Genomic DNA, 19087 nt, shown 5'->3' with positions numbered 1-19087 from the left:
CGATGAATCTTAAAACCAACCTTATATTTCTATTTCTGATTAGCTTGTTCATAAGCTGTACCACCAATAAACAGATTGACTTGATAGTTTATAATGCGAAAGTGTACACGGTAGACTCTCTTTTTTCTACAGTGGAAGCCTTTGCCGTAAACAATGGCGTCATTGTCGAGCTGGGGGATTCACAAGATTTACTGAACAAATATGATGCAAAGGAGAAACTGGATGTGGAAGGCAAGTTTATCTATCCTGGGTTTTATGATGCCCATGCGCACTTCTTTATGTTAGCAGAGGGCATGGATGAGGTAAACTTGGTGGGTTCAAAGTCTTTTGATGAAGTATTAGAAAGGTTAAAAGCCTATGCTAGCGCCAATCCAGACAAAAAATGGATCATTGGTAATGGTTGGGACCAGAACCTATGGGAGGTAAAAGATTTCCCGACCAAGGATTCCTTGGATAAATATTTCCCGAATATTCCAATCTATTTGACAAGGGTGGATTATCATGCTGCGCTGGCAAATACCAATGCATTGCAAAAAGCATCTCTAGACAGCGCTTATTTTGTTGAGGGTGGCGTTATATCGGTCAACGAGGAAGGGTTGCCTGACGGCATCCTGATCGACAATGCCATGCAGTTGGTTCAGAGCCACATTCCTAAACAACAAAATTCAGCTTTGCTGAAGATTTTGAGAAGAGCTCAAGATTCACTGCTTTCGGTAGGACTGACCAGTATCGTCGATGCCGGATTAACCAAAGAACAGATTGAATCCCTGAAGATATTCTATAATGAGGATTCATTGGCCATCAGGGATTATGCCATGGTGCTTGCGAATGAACAAAGTGTAAAGGACTATTTGAGGTCCGGAACATTCGAGTCGGACCGATTGACGGTACGCTCTTTTAAGCTAATGGCAGATGGAGCCTTGGGTTCTCGTGGTGCATGTCTATTGCACCCGTACCATGACGCACCAACCAATGGATTCCTATTGCAAAGCCCCGAAGAATTTGACAAGGTCATCAGAAGGTTGGCCAACAGCAATTTCCAGGTAAATACCCATGCTATCGGTGATTCTGCCAATAGGATTATCTTGGACACCTATGGCAAATACCTGAAAGATGGCAAAAAACGCCGTTGGAGGATAGAACATGCGCAGATCATTGCCCCTAATGATTTTGATAAATTCAAGGAATTCCAGATCATCCCATCGGTTCAACCGACCCATGCTACCTCGGATATGTACTGGGCAGAAGATCGCATCGGACCGGATCGTATCAAAGGCGCATATGCTTATAAGAAGCTCTTGGAAGAATATGGATTATTGGCATTGGGAAGTGATTTCCCCGTGGAACATTACAATCCCCTTTATGGTTTCCACGCTGCTGTTGCACGTGTGGACAAGGTAGGGTTCCCTGATGGTGGTTTCCAGATGGAAAATGCCATTACAAGAGAGCAGGCTTTGCGAGGCATGACCATTTGGGCAGCATATTCTTGCTTCCAGGAAAAGAAACGCGGGAGTATAGAAAAAGGTAAAGATGCGGATTTCGTGATCTTGGAAGACGATATCATGACTGCTCCCAATGAGAAATTGAGAGATGTTAAAACCCTGAGAACGGTTATTGCTGGGCAGACTGAATATCTCAGGTCCAATAAATAAACTTATTCCAGCCCATCAAATTCCTTAGGTTTAAAATAGGCAATCAATCCTGCGATTATCAATAGTCCCGGGATTCCTATGATTGCAAACAGGAACAGGAAATACTTAAAATGGTAGATCGATAAGATATCTCGGTCTACATCTTGTCCTCTGTAAATATTGATGTAACCACTTTTAAAATAATCGTGAACTTGGGCCATCTCCTTAAAGACCTCATATTGTTCGCCCCTAGGAAATGCTTCAAAATAGTCAAAACCACGCACATTCATTTTCTTGAAATGGGCTATAGACCCTTTAGCAAACTTATCATCTAGGTGCTCATTCAGTTCCTTTCGACTAAACACCTTGCTATAGGCAAAACCTAACCATGCCTTGGCATGCGTTCGGTAGGCATCTGTTTTGGAGAAAATGGGCGCAATAAACAGGATATTGACCTGATGTTTCCCCATACTCAAGAGAGAAGGAGTACTGATGCTGCGGATGGGAATGACGCGCATGCGATCCACATACCAATCCTCTACTTCCAAAAAAACAGGGCTTTCACCGGCCTTCAGGTTATTGATGCTCTTCAGCTGTTGCACCGTAGCGAAATTGTAACGGATACTCTTGGCCAATGCTGGAAATAAGACTGCCGTAAGGATGGGAACAAGCACGAATAAAATCCCAATCGGCACCAGTTTCATGGCATCATTTGATATGTCGGGAAAAATTATGCGAAGGATACGATGGAGAAAGATATAGACAAAAAAGAGGCTCAGAGCAATAGGAAACATCCACAATACCCATTCTGGAAGATTAATATTCCAAAAGCGGACCAGCAGGAAATAGGCTAAACTGGTCAACAAAAGCAATAACAGCTCCAGTAGGAATAAGGGAAGAAATATTCTCTTGAAAAACATATCAAACACTATTGATAAAGGTTAAAAATAATGTATTCCAAAAAAAAATCCTTAGAATTCTAAGGATTTAATCTTTATTGCATATCGAAGAGATGTTTTTCAGCATGGTAGGATGATCTTACCAATGGTCCGGATTCTACGTATTTGAATCCCATTTTCAATCCGATTTCTTTATATTTTTCAAATTGTTCAGGGGTTACCCAATCAATAACAGGATGGTGTGCCTTTGTAGGTTGAAGGTATTGTCCGATGGTCAGGATATCTACCCCTACATTGTACAGATCTTGCATAGTTTCGATAACATCCTCTTCAGTTTCACCCAAACCTAACATAATACCTGACTTCGTACGAAGACCTGCTTCGGAGATCCTTCTCAAGCATTCCAATGAACGGTCATATTTAGCTTGGATTCGAACTTCACGGGTCAATCTTCTAACGGTCTCAATATTATGGGACACCACTTCAGGACGAACGGCCAATACGCGGTCTAGGTTTTCCCATTGCCCCTTAAAGTCAGGGATCAAGGTTTCCAAAGTTGTTTCAGGACTTTCCCTACGGATAGCCAAGATTGTCTCAGCCCAGATCTGTGAACCTCCATCCTTCTGGTCATCGCGGTCTACCGAGGTAATAACACAATGCTTAACCTGCATCAATTTGACCGAATTTGCCACACGGTTTGGTTCATCGTGATCTACAGGTAGTGGTCTACCGGTAGCTACGGCGCAGAATGAACACGATCGCGTACAGATATTTCCTAGGATCATAAAGGTAGCAGTACCTGCTCCCCAACATTCACCCATGTTAGGACAATTTCCACTTTCGCAAATGGTATGCAGCTTATGTTCATCAACCAAACTTCTTACATGTCGGTATTCTTTTCCAACAGGTAGCTTTACGCGCAACCAATCTGGTTTACGTTGAGTCTGGTTTACAGGAATTACAGGAAGTTCAATCATGCAACAAAGTTAATGATATTTACAGTATTTATGTTAAACGAATGTTAGGATAATCTCATAAAAACCATGTCTCTACTTTTATTGTTATCTAAATATTATTTTTTTAGGATATTTGCTAAAAATCAAACCCCTATTCTCCAATATGGTTCATCATCTGCGTAAATTACTCTTTTTGACCTGTTTGTTACCCTTATGGCTATCTGCCCAAGAACAGGAAATTGCCATAATTCCACGACCTGTCAAAGTGGTCTCCCAAGAAGGAAATTTCAACCTCGACCACAAACTAGATCTCTACTATACCGAGGAATTTTCCCAGGTTGCAGATCTGGTCAATGAGATACCAGGCATTCATATTGGAAATTCAGAGTTAGTTAAAAAGATCAAAAAACAGCATAATTCGGGAATTCGCCTGTTTAAGGCGGAAGAATATGACCGTGTTGACCCAAACGGCTACCTCATTGAGGTGGATGAACAGGGTATCCTCATTAAGGCGCATTCCGCTCAAGCGATGATCCCGGGAATCTATAGTCTGGTGCAATTGAGCTATCTGAACGACAGTAAGTCCTTGCCATTTGTACGCATCGAGGATAAGCCAAGATTTCCCTATAGAGGGATGCACTTGGATGTTTCCCGGAATTTTATGCCCTTTAATTTCCTAAAGAAATACATTGACCTATTGGCGCTTTATAAATTCAATTACTTCCATTGGCACCTAACAGATGGGGCTGGATGGAGATTGGAGATCAAGCAGTACCCAGAATTGACGAAGAAGGCCGCTTGGAGGACGCATACGCTGTGGAAAGATTGGTGGAACAATGGTCGACAATATGTAGACGAAGGTACCCCAAATGCCAGTGGAGGATATTATACGCAAGACCAAGCAAGGGAACTGGTAGCCTATGCCGCTAAGCGTGGAATTACCATTATTCCAGAGATTGAAATGCCAGGACATTCCGAAGAGGTATTAGCCGTTTACCCTGAACTATCCTGTACAGGCCAACCTTATACCCAAGGTGAATTCTGTTTAGGCAATGAGGACAGCTATAAATTCCTTAAGAATGTTTTGGATGAGGTAATGACCATCTTCCCTTCCCCGTATATCCATATCGGAGGCGATGAGGCTGATAAATCCCATTGGAAAAATTGTCCGAAATGCCAAGCCTTGATGAAGAGGGATAGTCTGAAGTCGGAAGATGAACTACAGTCCTATGCCATCAAGCAAATGGATGAGTACCTGCAATCCAAAGGCAGAAAGCTGATAGGCTGGGATGAGATATTAGAAGGAGGATTGACAGCGGGAGCCACCGTGATGAGCTGGAGAGGTGAAGAAGGCGGGATTAAATCAGCGAATGCTGGGCATGATGTCATCATGACGCCTGGGGCATATTTATATTTTGATGGTTACCAAACCGATCCTAGGACACAGCCTGAAGCCTTGGGTGGATTTTTGCCATTGGAAAAGGTCTATAGCTACAACCCTATCCCGGAAGGGATCCAAGATGATAAGAAAAAGCATATTCTAGGTGCACAGGCGAATGTATGGACGGAACACATCCCAACCTACCAACATGTGGAATACATGGCATTCCCAAGAGCATTAGCGCTATCGGAAGTGGTATGGACCGATAAGGAAAGTAAGTCCTGGCCTGATTTCCAAAAGAGACTGCAACAGCAATATAAGATATTACAGAAATTGGAGGTGAACTATTACCGTCCATCCTATAATGTGATCAATAAGGTAGATTTTGATTCTGTTCATGTCAGGAACACCGTTAGTTTGTCTTCGGAGCAGTTTAAACCAAACATCCGCTATACGATAGATGGGACGGAACCGAGCAAATCATCGACCTTGTACAATCTTCCGATCGAGCTATCGAAATCGGCGGTAATCAAGGCTGCATCCTTTTTGGATTCCGCTAGGGTCAGTCCGGTGGAGACCATAGAACTGGATATACATAAGGCCATTGGAAAAGAAGTGATTTATAAAACGGCTTGGGAAGGATATCCTGCTCAGGGCAACAGGACGCTGACCAACGGCATAAAAGGAACATTGACCTACCAGGATGGACAATGGCAGGGATTTACCAAAGGCGTAGATGTGATTGTGGATTTTGAGAGAAGAGAAGAGATTAAATCTGTAGCCTTAAATTTTATGCAAATCCCAGCACCGGGGGTATATTTTCCGGGAGAGTTTACGGTATTGGTTTCGGACAATGGAAAAAGTTACAGAGAATTGGGAACCGTAAAAAATCAGGTAAGCACGACAGACCCGGCATTGAAATTTCAGAAGTTTGAAATCAAGCTGGAAAAGCCGGTCATGGCACGATATATACAGATCAAGGCGACTAACCCGATGAAGGGTTATCTATTCGCCGATGAGATAGTCATTTATTAATGGAAAAAGGGAATTCAGATCATTGAGTTCCCTTTTTTATGGGCGAAACTTTTTGTGAGGATAAGCATAAAGGGTTTAATTGGAGGAAAACGTAATGAATTCCTTAAATAAGCAGCTAGGAAGGTTCAATTTTTTCGATGAAATAATTCGTTCATTATTAAAATAAAAATGTAACTTTGCACTCCGACAAAGCAGTCGGAAAAACACCTCCCATTAAGGCAATCTCTGTCTGCAAACGTCCACTTAATTATTTGTATTTAACAATTGAAATAAAAAATAATGCCTAGAAACACCTCCATCAATTCGGTATTAATCATTGGATCTGGACCTATTGTTATCGGACAAGCCTGTGAGTTTGACTATTCAGGATCACAAGCAGCATTGTCTCTGAAAGAAGAAGGAATCTCTGTATCCATCATTAATTCAAACCCAGCTACAATCATGACCGATAGTGTTGTAGCAGATCACGTTTATTTACTTCCATTAACTTGCGAAAGTATCGAGCAGATCCTTCAAGAACGCCAAATCGATGCTGTACTACCAACTATGGGTGGTCAGACCGCTTTGAACCTATGTATTGAAGCATCCAACCGTGGTATTTGGGACAAATACAATGTTAAAGTGATAGGAGTTGATGTAGCTGCTATCGAGAAAACTGAAAACCGTGAAGAATTCCGCCAATTGATGATCGACATCGGTGTTGGTGTTGCGAACTCTAAGATTGCGAACTCCTTCTTGGAAGGTAAAGAAGCTGCGCAGTTGATCGGATTCCCATTAGTAATTCGCCCTTCTTACACATTGGCTGGAACCGGAGGTGGTTTTGTGCACAAGAAAGAAGAATTTGACGCTGCCTTGAACAGAGGTCTACATGCATCCCCTACCCATGAGGTATTGGTGGAGCAAGCAGTATTGGGTTGGAAAGAATTTGAATTGGAATTATTACGTGATACAAACGATAACGTAATCATCATCTGTACGATCGAAAACTTTGATCCTATGGGTATCCATACAGGAGACTCCATTACAGTGGCTCCAGGGATGACCCTTTCGGACAAATGTTACCAAGATATGCGTAATCAAGCAATTAAGATGATGCGCTCTATCGGTAACTTCGCCGGTGGTTGTAACGTTCAGTTCTCTGTAAACCCTGAGAACGAAGAGATCATTGCTATCGAGATCAACCCACGTGTTTCCCGTTCATCAGCATTGGCTTCTAAAGCTACAGGTTACCCTATCGCTAAGATCGCTGCGAAATTGGCAATCGGTTATAACTTGGACGAACTTCAGAACCAGATCACTAAAAATACTTCAGCATACTTCGAGCCTACATTGGACTATGTAATCGTTAAGGTTCCACGCTTTAACTTTGACAAGTTTAAAGGTGCCAACAAGGAATTGGGCTTACAGATGAAGGCTGTAGGTGAGGTTATGGCAATCGGCCGTACTTTCATCGAGGCACTTCAAAAAGCGGCTCAATCGCTTGAGACTGGCCGTGCAGGTTTAGGTGCTGATGGTCGCCAATCAAGAAATTTAGAGGAAATCATGCACAGCTTGGAGCATCCAAGTGCTGATCGCCTTTTCCATATCAAAGATGCTTTCGAATTAGGGGTTCCTTTGGAATCTGTTCGTAAAGCGACCTTAATTGACAAATGGTTCTTATTGCAAATTCAAGAGCTTGTTCAATTAGAAGGTGAATTGCGCAGATACCAATTGAACAATATCCCTCGCGATTTCTTCATGACCTTGAAACAAAAAGGTTATTCAGATATACAAATCGCTTGGTTATTAGGGAATACAACAGAAGACGAGGTATATGCTCGCCGTAAAGAGTTGGGTATCCGTCGCGTTTACAAAATGGTTGACACCTGTGCCGCGGAATTCCCTGCACAGACTCCATACTATTACTCTACTTTCGAAGACGAAAACGAGTCGACAGCATCTGACCGCAAAAAGATCATCGTATTAGGTTCAGGACCTAACCGTATCGGTCAAGGTATCGAGTTTGATTACTCATGTGTACACGGTCTATTGGCCGCTAAAGAATGTGGTTACGAAGCGATCATGGTTAACTGTAACCCTGAGACGGTTTCTACAGACTTTAACATGGCTGACAAACTCTACTTCGAGCCAGTATTCTGGGAACACGTTCGTGAAATCATCGAATTGGAGAAACCGGTTGGTGTAATCGTTCAGTTAGGTGGTCAAACTGCCTTGAAAATGGCTGAGCGCCTAGAAGCAGAAGGCGTAAAGATCATCGGAACAAACTTTGCAAACATGGACTTGGCTGAAGACCGTGGAAGTTTCTCGGATCTATTGAAAGATTTAGATATCCCTTATCCAAAATATGGTGTGGCAACTTCAGCAGAGGAAGCTATCAAGGTTGCGAATGAAGTCGGTTACCCAGTATTGGTTCGTCCTTCCTATGTACTAGGTGGACAAGGAATGAGCATCGTGATCAACGATGAAGACTTGGAGAAAGCAGTAGTGAACCTATTAAAAAATCTTCCAGGTAACCATATCCTAATTGACCACTTCTTGGATAGAGCTGAAGAAGCGGAATCAGATTCGATCTGTGACGGTGAAGATGTTCACATCATCGGAATGATGGAGCACATCGAGCCTGCAGGTATCCACTCTGGTGACTCATCAGCAGTATTGCCTCCATTTAGCTTATCAGAAAAGGTTCAGCAGAAAATGGAAGAATATACCATCAAATTAGCGAAAGCATTGAATGTGATCGGTCTATTGAATATCCAATTCGCCATCAAAGATGAGAATGTATTTGTAATCGAGGCAAACCCTCGTGCATCACGTACAGTTCCATTTATCGCGAAAGCTTATGATGTACCTTACATCAATATCGCTACAAAGGTGATGTTGGGCGAGAACAAGTTGAAAGACTTCACGATCGAGCGCAAACTGAATGGATACGCCATCAAAGAGCCTGTATTCTCTTTCTCAAAATTCCCTGAGGTAGACAAGCAATTAGGCCCTGAGATGAAATCTACTGGTGAAGCAATCCGCTTTATCAAAGATCTTAACGATCCACATTTCAGAGAATTGTACAGCAAGAAATCAATGTTCTTGAATGCGCAGTAGCAGTACAGAGTACTAAGTATTTAGTATTTAGATATAAAAAAAACGAAAAGGTCTGAGAATAATTTCTCAGACCTTTTTGAATATTGAAGATGTCTAAATACTAAATACTCTCTACTAAATACTACTCTTGACACACCTAAACCCTACATTATTTGTCGGCGAATTGATTTCTCCTTTTCCTCGACTTCCGGCTTTATAGCGCTCGCAATATTGGTCATTGCAAAGGAATGAGCCTCCACGTTGTACGCGTTTGATGGTTCCGGGTTCTTGGGGATCGTAGGAATCTGCCGGTCCTTTGGGGTTACCTTTGGGACTATATTGGTAGTAATCTGGTCTGTAGAAGTCAGAACACCACTCCCAGACATTACCTTCCATATCGTAAAGGCCAAAGGCATTCGCTGGAAAGGACTTGACTGGTGCCGTAGCTTCGAATCCATCTTCTTTAGAGTTCTTGGTGGGGAATTCACCCTGGTAAATATTCGCTAGCCATTTGCCATCTTCCAACTTCTCAGACCCCCAATAGTAGGTTTCCGCTCGATGTTTACCTGCCTTGGCTGCATATTCCCATTCCGCTTCTGTTGGAAGTCGCTTTCCAGCCCATTTTGCATAGGCTTCTGCATCTTCGTAGGCAAGTTGCGTGACAGGATGGTTCTCTTTTCCTTTAATGCTACTCTTAGGTCCTTCAGGATGGCGCCAATTGGCATCGGGAACATATTCCCACCATTGCAAGTGATCTTGCAAACCTTGGACTTGTTTTGGAGCCGAGAAGACTGCTGAGCCTGGCACCAATAAAGCAGGGTCAGCTCCAGGGAAATCTTTTGGATCTAATGGCCGCTCCGCTACCGTTACATATCCAGTGGCTTTCACAAAGGCTTCAAACTGGGCATTGGTTACCTCATGCACGTCCATATAAAAGCTATTGACCGTAACTTGGTGCAAAGGTTGTGCATCCTGAAAGCTATTGCTTCCCATTTCAAAGGTTCCCCCTTCAATCAAGACCATTTCTGCTTTATCCTCCCCTAGGAGATTATTACCCACTGAATCCTTCTTTAGGTTTGCAAAACGGGAAGGAATGGATGAGGTATGACATACGGCAACCGAATCTGAAAAGACAACCTGTTCTTTATTCTTAGCACCAGATTGGCAAGCAGTGAACAATAAAAGGGAAATAGGAATAGATTTGAAAATGTTCATAGTATAGGATTGAAAGATCTCCTTTTACAAAGATAACAGAGTAATTGAAAAATGAAAACCAAGGACATTCGCCATGGAATCAGAAAGGAATCAAAAAAAGCTGCCTTTTGAGGCAGCTTTAATGAAAATATAGGATTTTTAACTATTTCACATTTAATTGAACATCCTTCGCGTTAACCTTTGGACGGATCTTGGTGTTACCACCACCGTTCAAGGTCATGTCATGAGGTTTGTTTGTTTTCCAGTTACCTCTAGTGAAGTCAGGGATATCCACTGTTCTGCTGTTCTTAGAAACAGATTCAACGCTTAATGGAACGATTGCACTCCATACGGCGCCATCATATACCGTTTGATCAAGAGGAAGACCATTACGCAGACAGTCGATCATTCTCCAATCCATCATAAAGTCCATACCACCATGGCCACCAACTTCCTTAGCTTGTTCACCAATGAATTTCACTAATTCCGGAGTGTACTGATCGTATAGTTTTTTAAGTTCTTCTGGTTTTACGAAGCTATGTCCGAAAGCGATTCCTTCTTGTGGGTACTTCTGTGCAAAGCCTTTTGTACCACTCAATAAGTGAATACGAGAATAAGGACGAGGTGATGTAACATCATGTTGAACCATTAATGTTTTACCTTTCTCCGTTTTGATCAAGGTCGTATCCATATTTCCTCTGTATTTCTTACCAACGAATTCTTGGAAGAAATCATCCTTTGCTGCTAATTCTCTAGCTCTGTCAGCCATCATAAAGTCATTTGACTGCATAGCAACGAGGTGGTTCAATTTATCGCCACAGTTGATGTTCATACATTGCGCGATTGGGCCAATACCGTGGGTTGGGTACAAGTTACCGTTCAATTTGATGTTCTCACGCAATCTCCACATGTTTTCATAACCTTTCTTATCGAAGTTCAAGTCCAATAAGTCATGGATATAAGCACCTTCAGCATGTACCAATTCGCCGAATAACCCTTGACGAACCATGTTCAAAGTCAACATTTCGAAGAAGTCATAACAACAGTTCTCCAACATCATACAATGTTTCTTGGTCGCTTCAGAAGTTTTTACTACTTCCCAGATTTCAGAGATTGTCAATCCCATTGGAACCTCTGTTGCAGCGTGTGCACCAGATTTCATTGCTTCAATAGCCATTGGAGCGTGGTATTCCCAAGGAGTTGTGATATATACAAGGTCTAGTTCTTCGTTTTTCAACATGGATTTCCAGCCATCTTCACCTGAATAGGCTTTAGCTTCCTTCAATCCTTTTTTAGTTAAGATAGTTTGAGCCTTGGTCACACGGTCTGCATGCTTATCACATAGTGCTACGATTTCTACACCTTCAATGTATGAAAGACGATCCACGGCGCCAGGACCACGCATACCCAAACCAATTACGGCTACTTTTACTTTATCTATTTTTGGAGCAGCAAATCCAGACATATTAAAGTTGGAGCTTGCAAACACCTCGTTTTGCAAAGAGGGCAATGTAATTGCTGCGCTGGACAACAAACCAGCCTTCTTTAAAAAATCTCTACGGGAGTTATTCATAGTATAAATTTATTATCAAACTAATTTACAAAATAAAGGGGGACATAGTCCCCCTATAAATCACCTATTTTAAAACAAACTAAACAGTCAAATTTTGATTTATCACAAATTAACGAATGGTATAATTTGGTTGAGGGGCTTGATTATCAAACCACTAATACAATGATAATATGATTTTTGATAAAACAAAAACAATTTGACCACGCAAACGTTTGTCCAATTTGCACAACCGTTTGCTTTCTGTCAAAATATTGAGACAAAAGACTATAGATTGATATTTCCGATCATCTCCTTCAGTGCAAGCTCAGAAAGCTTGGCCTGTAACCGAGAAGAATTGAACCTAGATACCGCATTGATAAAGTTTTCCTGTGCATCACGGAATTCTACGGCAGAGATGGTTCCTATCTTATATTTTTCTAAGGTAATATTGAGGTTCTGTCTGGCGATATCGGCGTTATTCTCCTCTAATCGTGCTAAAGACAGGTTTGTTTGATAAGATTCATATGCGGTGGACATGGCTGTCTTGATCAATAGATTCTGCTGATCGATCATCAATCCGGAGTTTTCCAATTGGATCTTGGCAACCCTTTCATTTCTACGTTGGTTAAATCCATCAAAAATATTGATCGAAGCTGTAACACCATAATTAAACCCACGGGAGTTCGAACTGGATACGAAACCTAAACTGGATTCAGATTCTGAAAAATTGTAACCTGTATTCAATCGTACAATGGGATATCGATTGCCCTTGACTCTCTTCACTTCCAATTCAGCCATCCTTTTATTGATGGCTATGATCTGTAGGTCTGGATTGTATTCTTTGGCTTTGTTCAATAACTCATCATAAATCAATGAATCATCGTACTCAACTTCTCTTTCTACATCAAATTCAACATTTAGATCACGCGCCATCAGGCTGTTCAGGTTAATCTTTAAGTTCTTGACTACATTGGCTTGCCTTAGTCTATTTGATTCATCCTCATTGAGGTTCACTTGCACGTTCAATACTTCCAGGCGGGAAGCCTTTCCGATCATGAATCTATTTTCAGCTGTGCGCAGGCGTTCCGTGGAGATATTGATACTTGAATCTATGGCATTCAGGAGATTCTGTTGCTCTACAATGGTGTAATAGGTGGAGATAACATCGGAGACCTTAGCCAAGATCGTTTTTTTAAGTTCAAACTCCCCTTGTTTCTGAAGCTCCTTTAATTGGTCATACCTGGAAAACATCGCAAAACCATCAAAGATGGTCCATCCAATGCTAACGCCATAGCTCATATTATTGTTTTTCGCATTTCTCAATGAACGTTGATCTCCATTGGCCTGAACCTGTGAAGAGTTCATGACAGAGTTGTTCTGGGAGAAATTACCTGTAACCGTAGGCAACATACCGGCATTGCCATAGGTCATGTTTTCCTGGGCAACACGCAGGTCATTCTGCGATAGTTTTATTTCAAAGTTATTCTCAAGAGCTATCTGAACAGCATCCTTAGCGGTCAATAGTCCCTGCGCATTCAAATTCACCCCTGCTAAGAGTATCAGACAGCCTAATAAGACAAGTTTCTTCATTTTATTCTTCAATTTCCTCCAGCATTTTAATTTCTTCCAATTCCGGATGTAAGTTCTTCTTCCTTGACATCATCAGGTAAAATGCAGGAATAACAAATAAAGTCAATATCAATGCGAAAATAGTTCCGCCTACGATCACCACCCCCATGCCGATACGGCTGGTTGAAGCTGCCCCTAGGGAAAGCGCAATTGGCAATGCCCCTAAAGCAATGGCTAGTGAAGTCATTAAAATAGGTCTTAACCTCGCTTCTGATGCTGTAACAACGGCATCGTATTTATTATAGCCTTCTTCACGTAGCTGGTTTGCAAATTCCACAATCAGGATACCGTTCTTGGTTACCAAACCAATCAACATGATCGTTCCGATCTGCGAAAAGATATTCCAGGATTGGCCAAAGAGCCAAAGCGAGAACATGGCTCCAGCAACTGCCATCGGAACCGTAATAATGATAATAATAGGGTCAATGAAACTCTCGAATTGGGCAGCTAGGATCAAAAAGATTAGCAATACCGCCAATCCAAAAGCGAACATCGTATTCGAACCACTTTCTACAAAGTCTCTGGACTCACCGCCAAGATCCGTGGTAAAGGTATCATCCAATACCCTTTCCTTGATCGCCTCCATCGCTTCAATCCCATCGCCCATGCTCTTACCTGGTGCAAGCCCCGCAGATACGGTCGCTGCCATATAGCGGTTATTATGGAACAACTGTGGTGGACTGCTTCTCTCTTCGATCTCCACGATATTATCCAATTGTATCAACTGGCCCTGATTGTTCTTGACAAAAATAGAGGCTAGGTCCATCGGCGTTGAGCGATCCTTACGATCAAACTGCCCCATGACCTGATACTGCTTTCCATTCATCATAAAATAACCGAAGCGCTGTCCCGAAAGCGACATTTGTAAGGTCTGGGCAACATCTAAGACCGATACCCCTAAGGATTGGGCTTTTTCCCGATCAATGCTGACATATACTTCAGGTTTGTTGAACTTTAAATTGACGTCCGTAATGGAAAAAGTATTGTCCTTTGCCAATTCATCCATAAACTCCGGAATTTTCTCCTCCAATCTCTGAAAGTTAGGCGCTTGAATAATATATTGAATCGGCAGACCTCCCCTTCTATTGACAGAAATAGTAGGTTGTTGTGATACCGATACACGTCCTTCTGAGTAACCTCTGGTCAACCTAGATAGGTCATCTGCAATCTCTTGTTGCGTCCTTTCCCTTTCACCAGGTTGCACTAATCCAAGGCGAACAAATCCTGAATTGGACGAAGCAGAACCAAATCCTGGGGATGTAATCACCAAACTAACCTTTTTCTCAGGTACTGAATCGTTGATCAACATGGTTAGGTCGGTCATAAATCTATCCATATAATCATAGGACACCCCTTCCGGAGCTGTTGCTCTCAGACTGATGTAACTCCTATCATCATAAGGAGCAGTTTCCTTAGGAAGTAATTGATAGAAGAAATAGATCAATGCAAAACAGGCCAAAATGGTGGCAAAACTAAGCCATTTCATGCTCAGGAAGCTTTTTAGCGAATCGGCATAGCCTGCGTTCATCATTTCAAAATAACGTTCGGTACGCATATAAAACTTCGATCTCTTCTGTTCGCCACCTTTCATGAGGTAGGCATTCAACATCGGTGTCAAGGTCAGGGAAACGAAGGCTGAAATCAATACAGCCGCCCCGATGACGACACCGAATTCCCGGAACAGCCTTCCCACGAACCCCTCTAAAAAGATTACCGGTAAAAACACTGCTGCCAACGTAATAGAAATGGAAATTACCGCAAAGAAGATCTCATTGGAACCTTTGATGGCCGCTTGAATGGGCGACATGCCCTCTTCCACTTTCTTAAAGATGTTTTCTGTGACCACAATACCATCATCCACCACCAGACCGGTAGCCAATACAATGGCCAGCAAGGTCAGCACGTTGATGGAGAAACCACAGAGGTACATAATGAAAAATGTCGCAATCAATGATACGGGTATATCGATCAATGGCCTAAATGCAATGGACCAGTTTCGGAAGAACAGATAGATAATCAACACCACCAATACGATAGCGATCAATAGGGTTTCTACCACTTCCAATACCGCTTTCTTGACGAATTGGGTGTTATCTATTGCTATGTTCAATTCAAAGCCTTCCGGCAGCTCATTCTGCATACGGTCATATTCCGTATAGAACTGATCTGCAATTTCCAGATAGTTCGTGCCAGGCTGAGGGATTACTGCCAAACTCACCATGGGGAAGCCCGAGTCGGACATCTTCGTCTCAAAGTTTTCAGCTTCCAGTGCGGCCTTACCCACATCCGAAAAGCGAACGATTCGGTTGTTATCTGATCGTATGATGATATTACTGAATTCCTCCTCTGTTGCAAGGTTTCCGATGGTCTTGATGGCCAATTCCGTATTGGCACCGGTCAGTTTCCCCGAAGGCAATTCCACGTTCTGCGTGGTCAAAGCCGTCCTAACATCCAGAACCGTCAGTCCATAGGATGCCAACTTCACAGGATCAATCCAAAGACGCATGGCAAATTTCTTTTGCCCCCAAATCTGAACCGAACTCACCCCAGGTATGGTCTGTAGCCTTTGTGCGATTACATTTTCGGCATAATCCGAAAGCTCCAATACGTTTTTCGTTGCGCTTTGCATGGTCATCGTCAGAATAGGCTCTGAATCTGCATCAGCTTTGGAAACGACTGGCGGCGCATCTATATCTTGAGGCAAGCTCCGTAAAGCCTGCGAAACCTTGTCCCGCACATCATTCGCAGCCTCCTCCAGGTTTTTGCTCAGGTTAAACTCGATAGTGATATTACTGGATCCTTGATTGGAAGAAGAAGATATATTTCGGATTCCATCAATTGAGTTAATGGATTTTTCCAAGGGTTCCGTAATCTGCGACTCAATGATGTCTGCATTTGCCCCAGCATAGTTTGTCCGCACAGAAATCTGTGCTGGATCAATAGAAGGGAATTCCCGCACACCCAAGAACGTGTATCCAATGATTCCAAAGAGAATCAGGATCAGGTTCATGACTATGGTCAGGACCGGCCGCTTAATACTTATGGTAGATAAACTCATTTCTTATCGATTATTGAAGGTTCACCTGAACTTTAGAGCCATTACGCAAGGACATTACCCCCGAAGTCAGTACCGTATCGCCACCCTGTATTCCTGAAGTAATCAATACGTCTTCATCCGTTCTCGCTCCTGTTTCAACCATGACCTCATTGGCCAGACCATTTTTCATTACAAATAGCTTCTTACCATTTTGAACAGGTATCAAAGCTTCCGCAGGCACCAGTAATCCATTTTCCAATGTTTCCAATGGAAAGATAATATTGGCAAATGTTCCCGGAATGATATGATCTGAACTGTTAGATGTGATTGCTTTTACCAATAATGTCCTTGTGTTTGCTTCTACGGCAGGTTCTGTAGCATAGATCTTCGCTGTAAATTCCCCTTCTACACCTTGGACACTAAATTTTATCTGATTATTGATCCTTACTTTATTGGCATATTTTTCAGGAATTGAAAAAGAAACCTTCAATCTATTGGTATTGACCAATTGGGCAATATTGGTAGTCGGAGTCACATAACTTCCTTTTGAAATATTCCTTAGACCGATCCGACCAGAAAAAGGAGCTCTGATTACCGTCTTGCTCAACTGTGCCTTGATCAATTGGATCTGTGATTGCGCGGTCCTGAAATCGGCACTAGCGATGTCGTACTCCTCCTGAGAGATCGCTTCCTTTTCTAAGAGAAGCTTTGCCCTCCTTTCATTTTCAGCAGCCAGGTTATTGCGGGTCTGGGCCTGAGCCAACTGTGCCTGCAACTCAGCATCATTGATCGTCAATAGAGGTTGTCCTTGAGAAACCCGTCCACCTTCAGTGAAATTGATAGATTCCACGATACCTGAAATCTCAGTATGAAGTTCTATTTGTTCATCAGCTTCAATGGCACCTGATAAAGAAAGGAAATCAGAGAAAGGCTGACCCTGAACAACCGTTCCATATACCTTTACGGAGGAATTTCCCCCTCTAGGTCCTTGTTGAGCAGCTGCTTTCTCTTTGTTTTTGTTGATCCTATAATAGACCATTCCACCAACAACCAGTACCGTTATCAATAATATTATAATGGATTTTCTTTTCATTTCAGGTTAGTTAAAAACTTATCGTTTTCACGTTTTATAAAACTGAAAAATAGAAAAAAAAGGAATAGGATAGTGTAATATTGTTATTATACTATTATTAGCAGAGGATGAACTAAGGATTGCTATACAGAAGGAACCCGCACAGAGCTCACAATATTGAGCTTTTTAAGGATAACATTGATCAATTGCCATAACTTGTCCACAGTGATTTCGAAGGTTTTTGCAATATTATCCAAACTAAATCCCTCCAACAAGCGATGTACAATGTTCAATTCACGTTTAGATAATTTTCTTCTCGATTGAGGAGGTTGTTGAATACCAAAAAATAGAGATTTAGTAAGTTCTGGACTGACATAGGAGGAGCCATTGATGACATCGATGATGATATTCATCATATCCACGGCTTTCGTTCCTTTTTTCACAAAGGCATTCGCACCTGCAAGAAGGCTCTTTCGGACTATTGCCGGATTGTCAACATCGGAAAGCATAAGGATATGTACGTTGGGATAAAGAGCCCTGATCATTGGGATACCTGAAATACCATCAATATCCGGCATCATGATATCCAAGAGGATTACCTCAGGAATATCTGCTGAGGAAGCCTTAGCTTGAAAGTCCAATATGGATTCTGCCTCGATTACAAAATCAAAGTGAACTGAATTTATGTTCAAGAGCTGAAATTTTGTCAAAGTACGACAAAAGACGCTATCGTCAACTATTCCTAATTTAATGCTCTGCATATGTATTAACTTAAATCCACTAAATTGATTTTTGGGCAAATCAATATTAACAACTTATTATCTTTCCTTATAAATATACAATTTGTACGCAAAATCAGAAAGAAACTATATGTAAAAGTAGGAATATTTTTTATGGATTAATTAATTTATAAAAATAAGAGATAATATTTTTCAATAGGGATAAGTGAAATAATTTAGCAAACCATCAGTAAAAATAAGCAAATAATTACATAAAATAAATGTTTAAACTTAAGTCTAAGGTTAAATTTAAGAATCATCGATTGAATTTCAATAAATTTATAGAATTATTGGACCAATCTGCAAGCTGAACTTGAGCTAGATTTAAAAAAACGGTTCAGCAATAACGGAGTCAACTTTTAATTTAAGCAGAAGCTGCCTGAATTCTATGTATATTATATAGGGAAGATATTTCTTTAACTATTGAACAAGGAAGAAGGAGCTAAAAAGGATGAGAGAATGGTTTGGTTTGAGATGGAAAAGGATGGGTTTGAACCAGGATTAAATGGATGAGAGGATGGACCAAGAACTGGAAACGGACCAGGATTTATGGGATTAGAGGATATTCCAGGATCATGATTACAATATCCCACGAGGATGGCCCTAATACCGTATTTGCGCAACACAATGCGCCCTAAGCTGACCTTGACCGTGATGGACAATATCTCGCCCTGAACGACGGCCCGGGTACCTTATTGGCGTATGGGATACGCCCGCAGGCATGCCCATCCACGGGTTTCCGGTTCACGATTGCCCCTAAAAACAGAAAGCCCGCTGTCTGTTGACAGCGGGCTCCCGTATAAAATTAGGCACCGACCTACTCTCCCACCTGTTACGGCAATAC

General features: G+C 41.9%; 11 protein-coding genes. 3 read left to right on the top strand and 8 right to left on the bottom strand.

From position 1 onward, the window contains the following. Positions 1-2: 2 nt before the first annotated feature. Positions 3-1652 carry an amidohydrolase gene (locus ACWICE_RS14475; RefSeq protein ID WP_454298659.1) on the top strand — a complete coding sequence of 550 codons (1650 nt, stop codon included), beginning with the start codon at positions 3-5 and terminating at the stop codon, positions 1650-1652. Between the two features lie 2 nt (positions 1653-1654). Here the strand turns inward: ACWICE_RS14475 and ACWICE_RS14470 are convergent, their stop codons facing one another. Both ACWICE_RS14470 and lipA read right to left on the bottom strand, forming a co-directional pair. Then, a complete protein-coding gene (locus tag ACWICE_RS14470) occupies positions 1655-2551 on the bottom strand; it encodes a hypothetical protein (protein WP_454298658.1) in 897 nt (298 codons plus the stop codon). A 74-nt stretch (positions 2552-2625) separates the two neighbouring features. After that, positions 2626-3507, bottom strand: coding sequence for a lipoyl synthase (lipA, locus tag ACWICE_RS14465; RefSeq protein ID WP_185213281.1), 882 nt, complete (start codon positions 3505-3507; stop codon positions 2626-2628). A 142-nt stretch (positions 3508-3649) separates the two neighbouring features. On the opposite strand from lipA, the gene ACWICE_RS14460 reads away from it, so the two are divergent. Both ACWICE_RS14460 and carB read left to right on the top strand, forming a co-directional pair. Continuing rightward, complete coding sequence (locus tag ACWICE_RS14460; RefSeq protein ID WP_454298657.1) at positions 3650-5902, top strand: glycoside hydrolase family 20 protein; 2253 nt, start codon at positions 3650-3652, stop codon at positions 5900-5902. Between the two features lie 279 nt (positions 5903-6181). Further along, the gene (gene carB, locus ACWICE_RS14455; protein WP_313191635.1) at positions 6182-9001 is read left to right on the top strand and encodes a carbamoyl-phosphate synthase large subunit; all 2820 of its coding nucleotides are present in this window, start codon (positions 6182-6184) and stop codon (positions 8999-9001) included. 114 nt (positions 9002-9115) lie between these two features. On the opposite strand, the gene ACWICE_RS14450 is transcribed toward carB, so the two are convergent. From ACWICE_RS14450 to ACWICE_RS14425, 6 genes are all read right to left on the bottom strand, one after another. Next, the gene (locus ACWICE_RS14450; RefSeq protein ID WP_454291664.1) at positions 9116-10195 is read right to left on the bottom strand and encodes a formylglycine-generating enzyme family protein; all 1080 of its coding nucleotides are present in this window, start codon (positions 10193-10195) and stop codon (positions 9116-9118) included. A 142-nt stretch (positions 10196-10337) separates the two neighbouring features. Beyond that, positions 10338-11747, bottom strand: a complete 1410-nt coding sequence (locus ACWICE_RS14445; RefSeq protein WP_185213277.1) for a Gfo/Idh/MocA family protein — start codon at positions 11745-11747, stop codon at positions 10338-10340. Positions 11748-12011: 264 nt separating this feature from the next. Continuing rightward, positions 12012-13316, bottom strand: a complete 1305-nt coding sequence (locus tag ACWICE_RS14440) for a TolC family protein (protein WP_454298656.1) — start codon at positions 13314-13316, stop codon at positions 12012-12014. Between the two features lies 1 nt (position 13317). After that, a complete protein-coding gene (locus ACWICE_RS14435) occupies positions 13318-16413 on the bottom strand; it encodes an efflux RND transporter permease subunit (protein WP_454298655.1) in 3096 nt (1031 codons plus the stop codon). 10 nt (positions 16414-16423) lie between these two features. Further along, entirely contained in the window at positions 16424-17485 is a 1062-nt protein-coding gene (locus tag ACWICE_RS14430) for an efflux RND transporter periplasmic adaptor subunit (RefSeq protein ID WP_185213274.1), read from the bottom strand. 122 nt (positions 17486-17607) lie between these two features. Further along, positions 17608-18225, bottom strand: coding sequence for a response regulator transcription factor (locus tag ACWICE_RS14425; RefSeq protein ID WP_185213273.1), 618 nt, complete (start codon positions 18223-18225; stop codon positions 17608-17610). Positions 18226-19087 lie beyond the last annotated feature (862 nt).

The organism is Sphingobacterium sp. NPDC055346, assembly GCF_053645235.1.
This window is presented reverse-complemented; position numbering and strand designations above follow the sequence as displayed.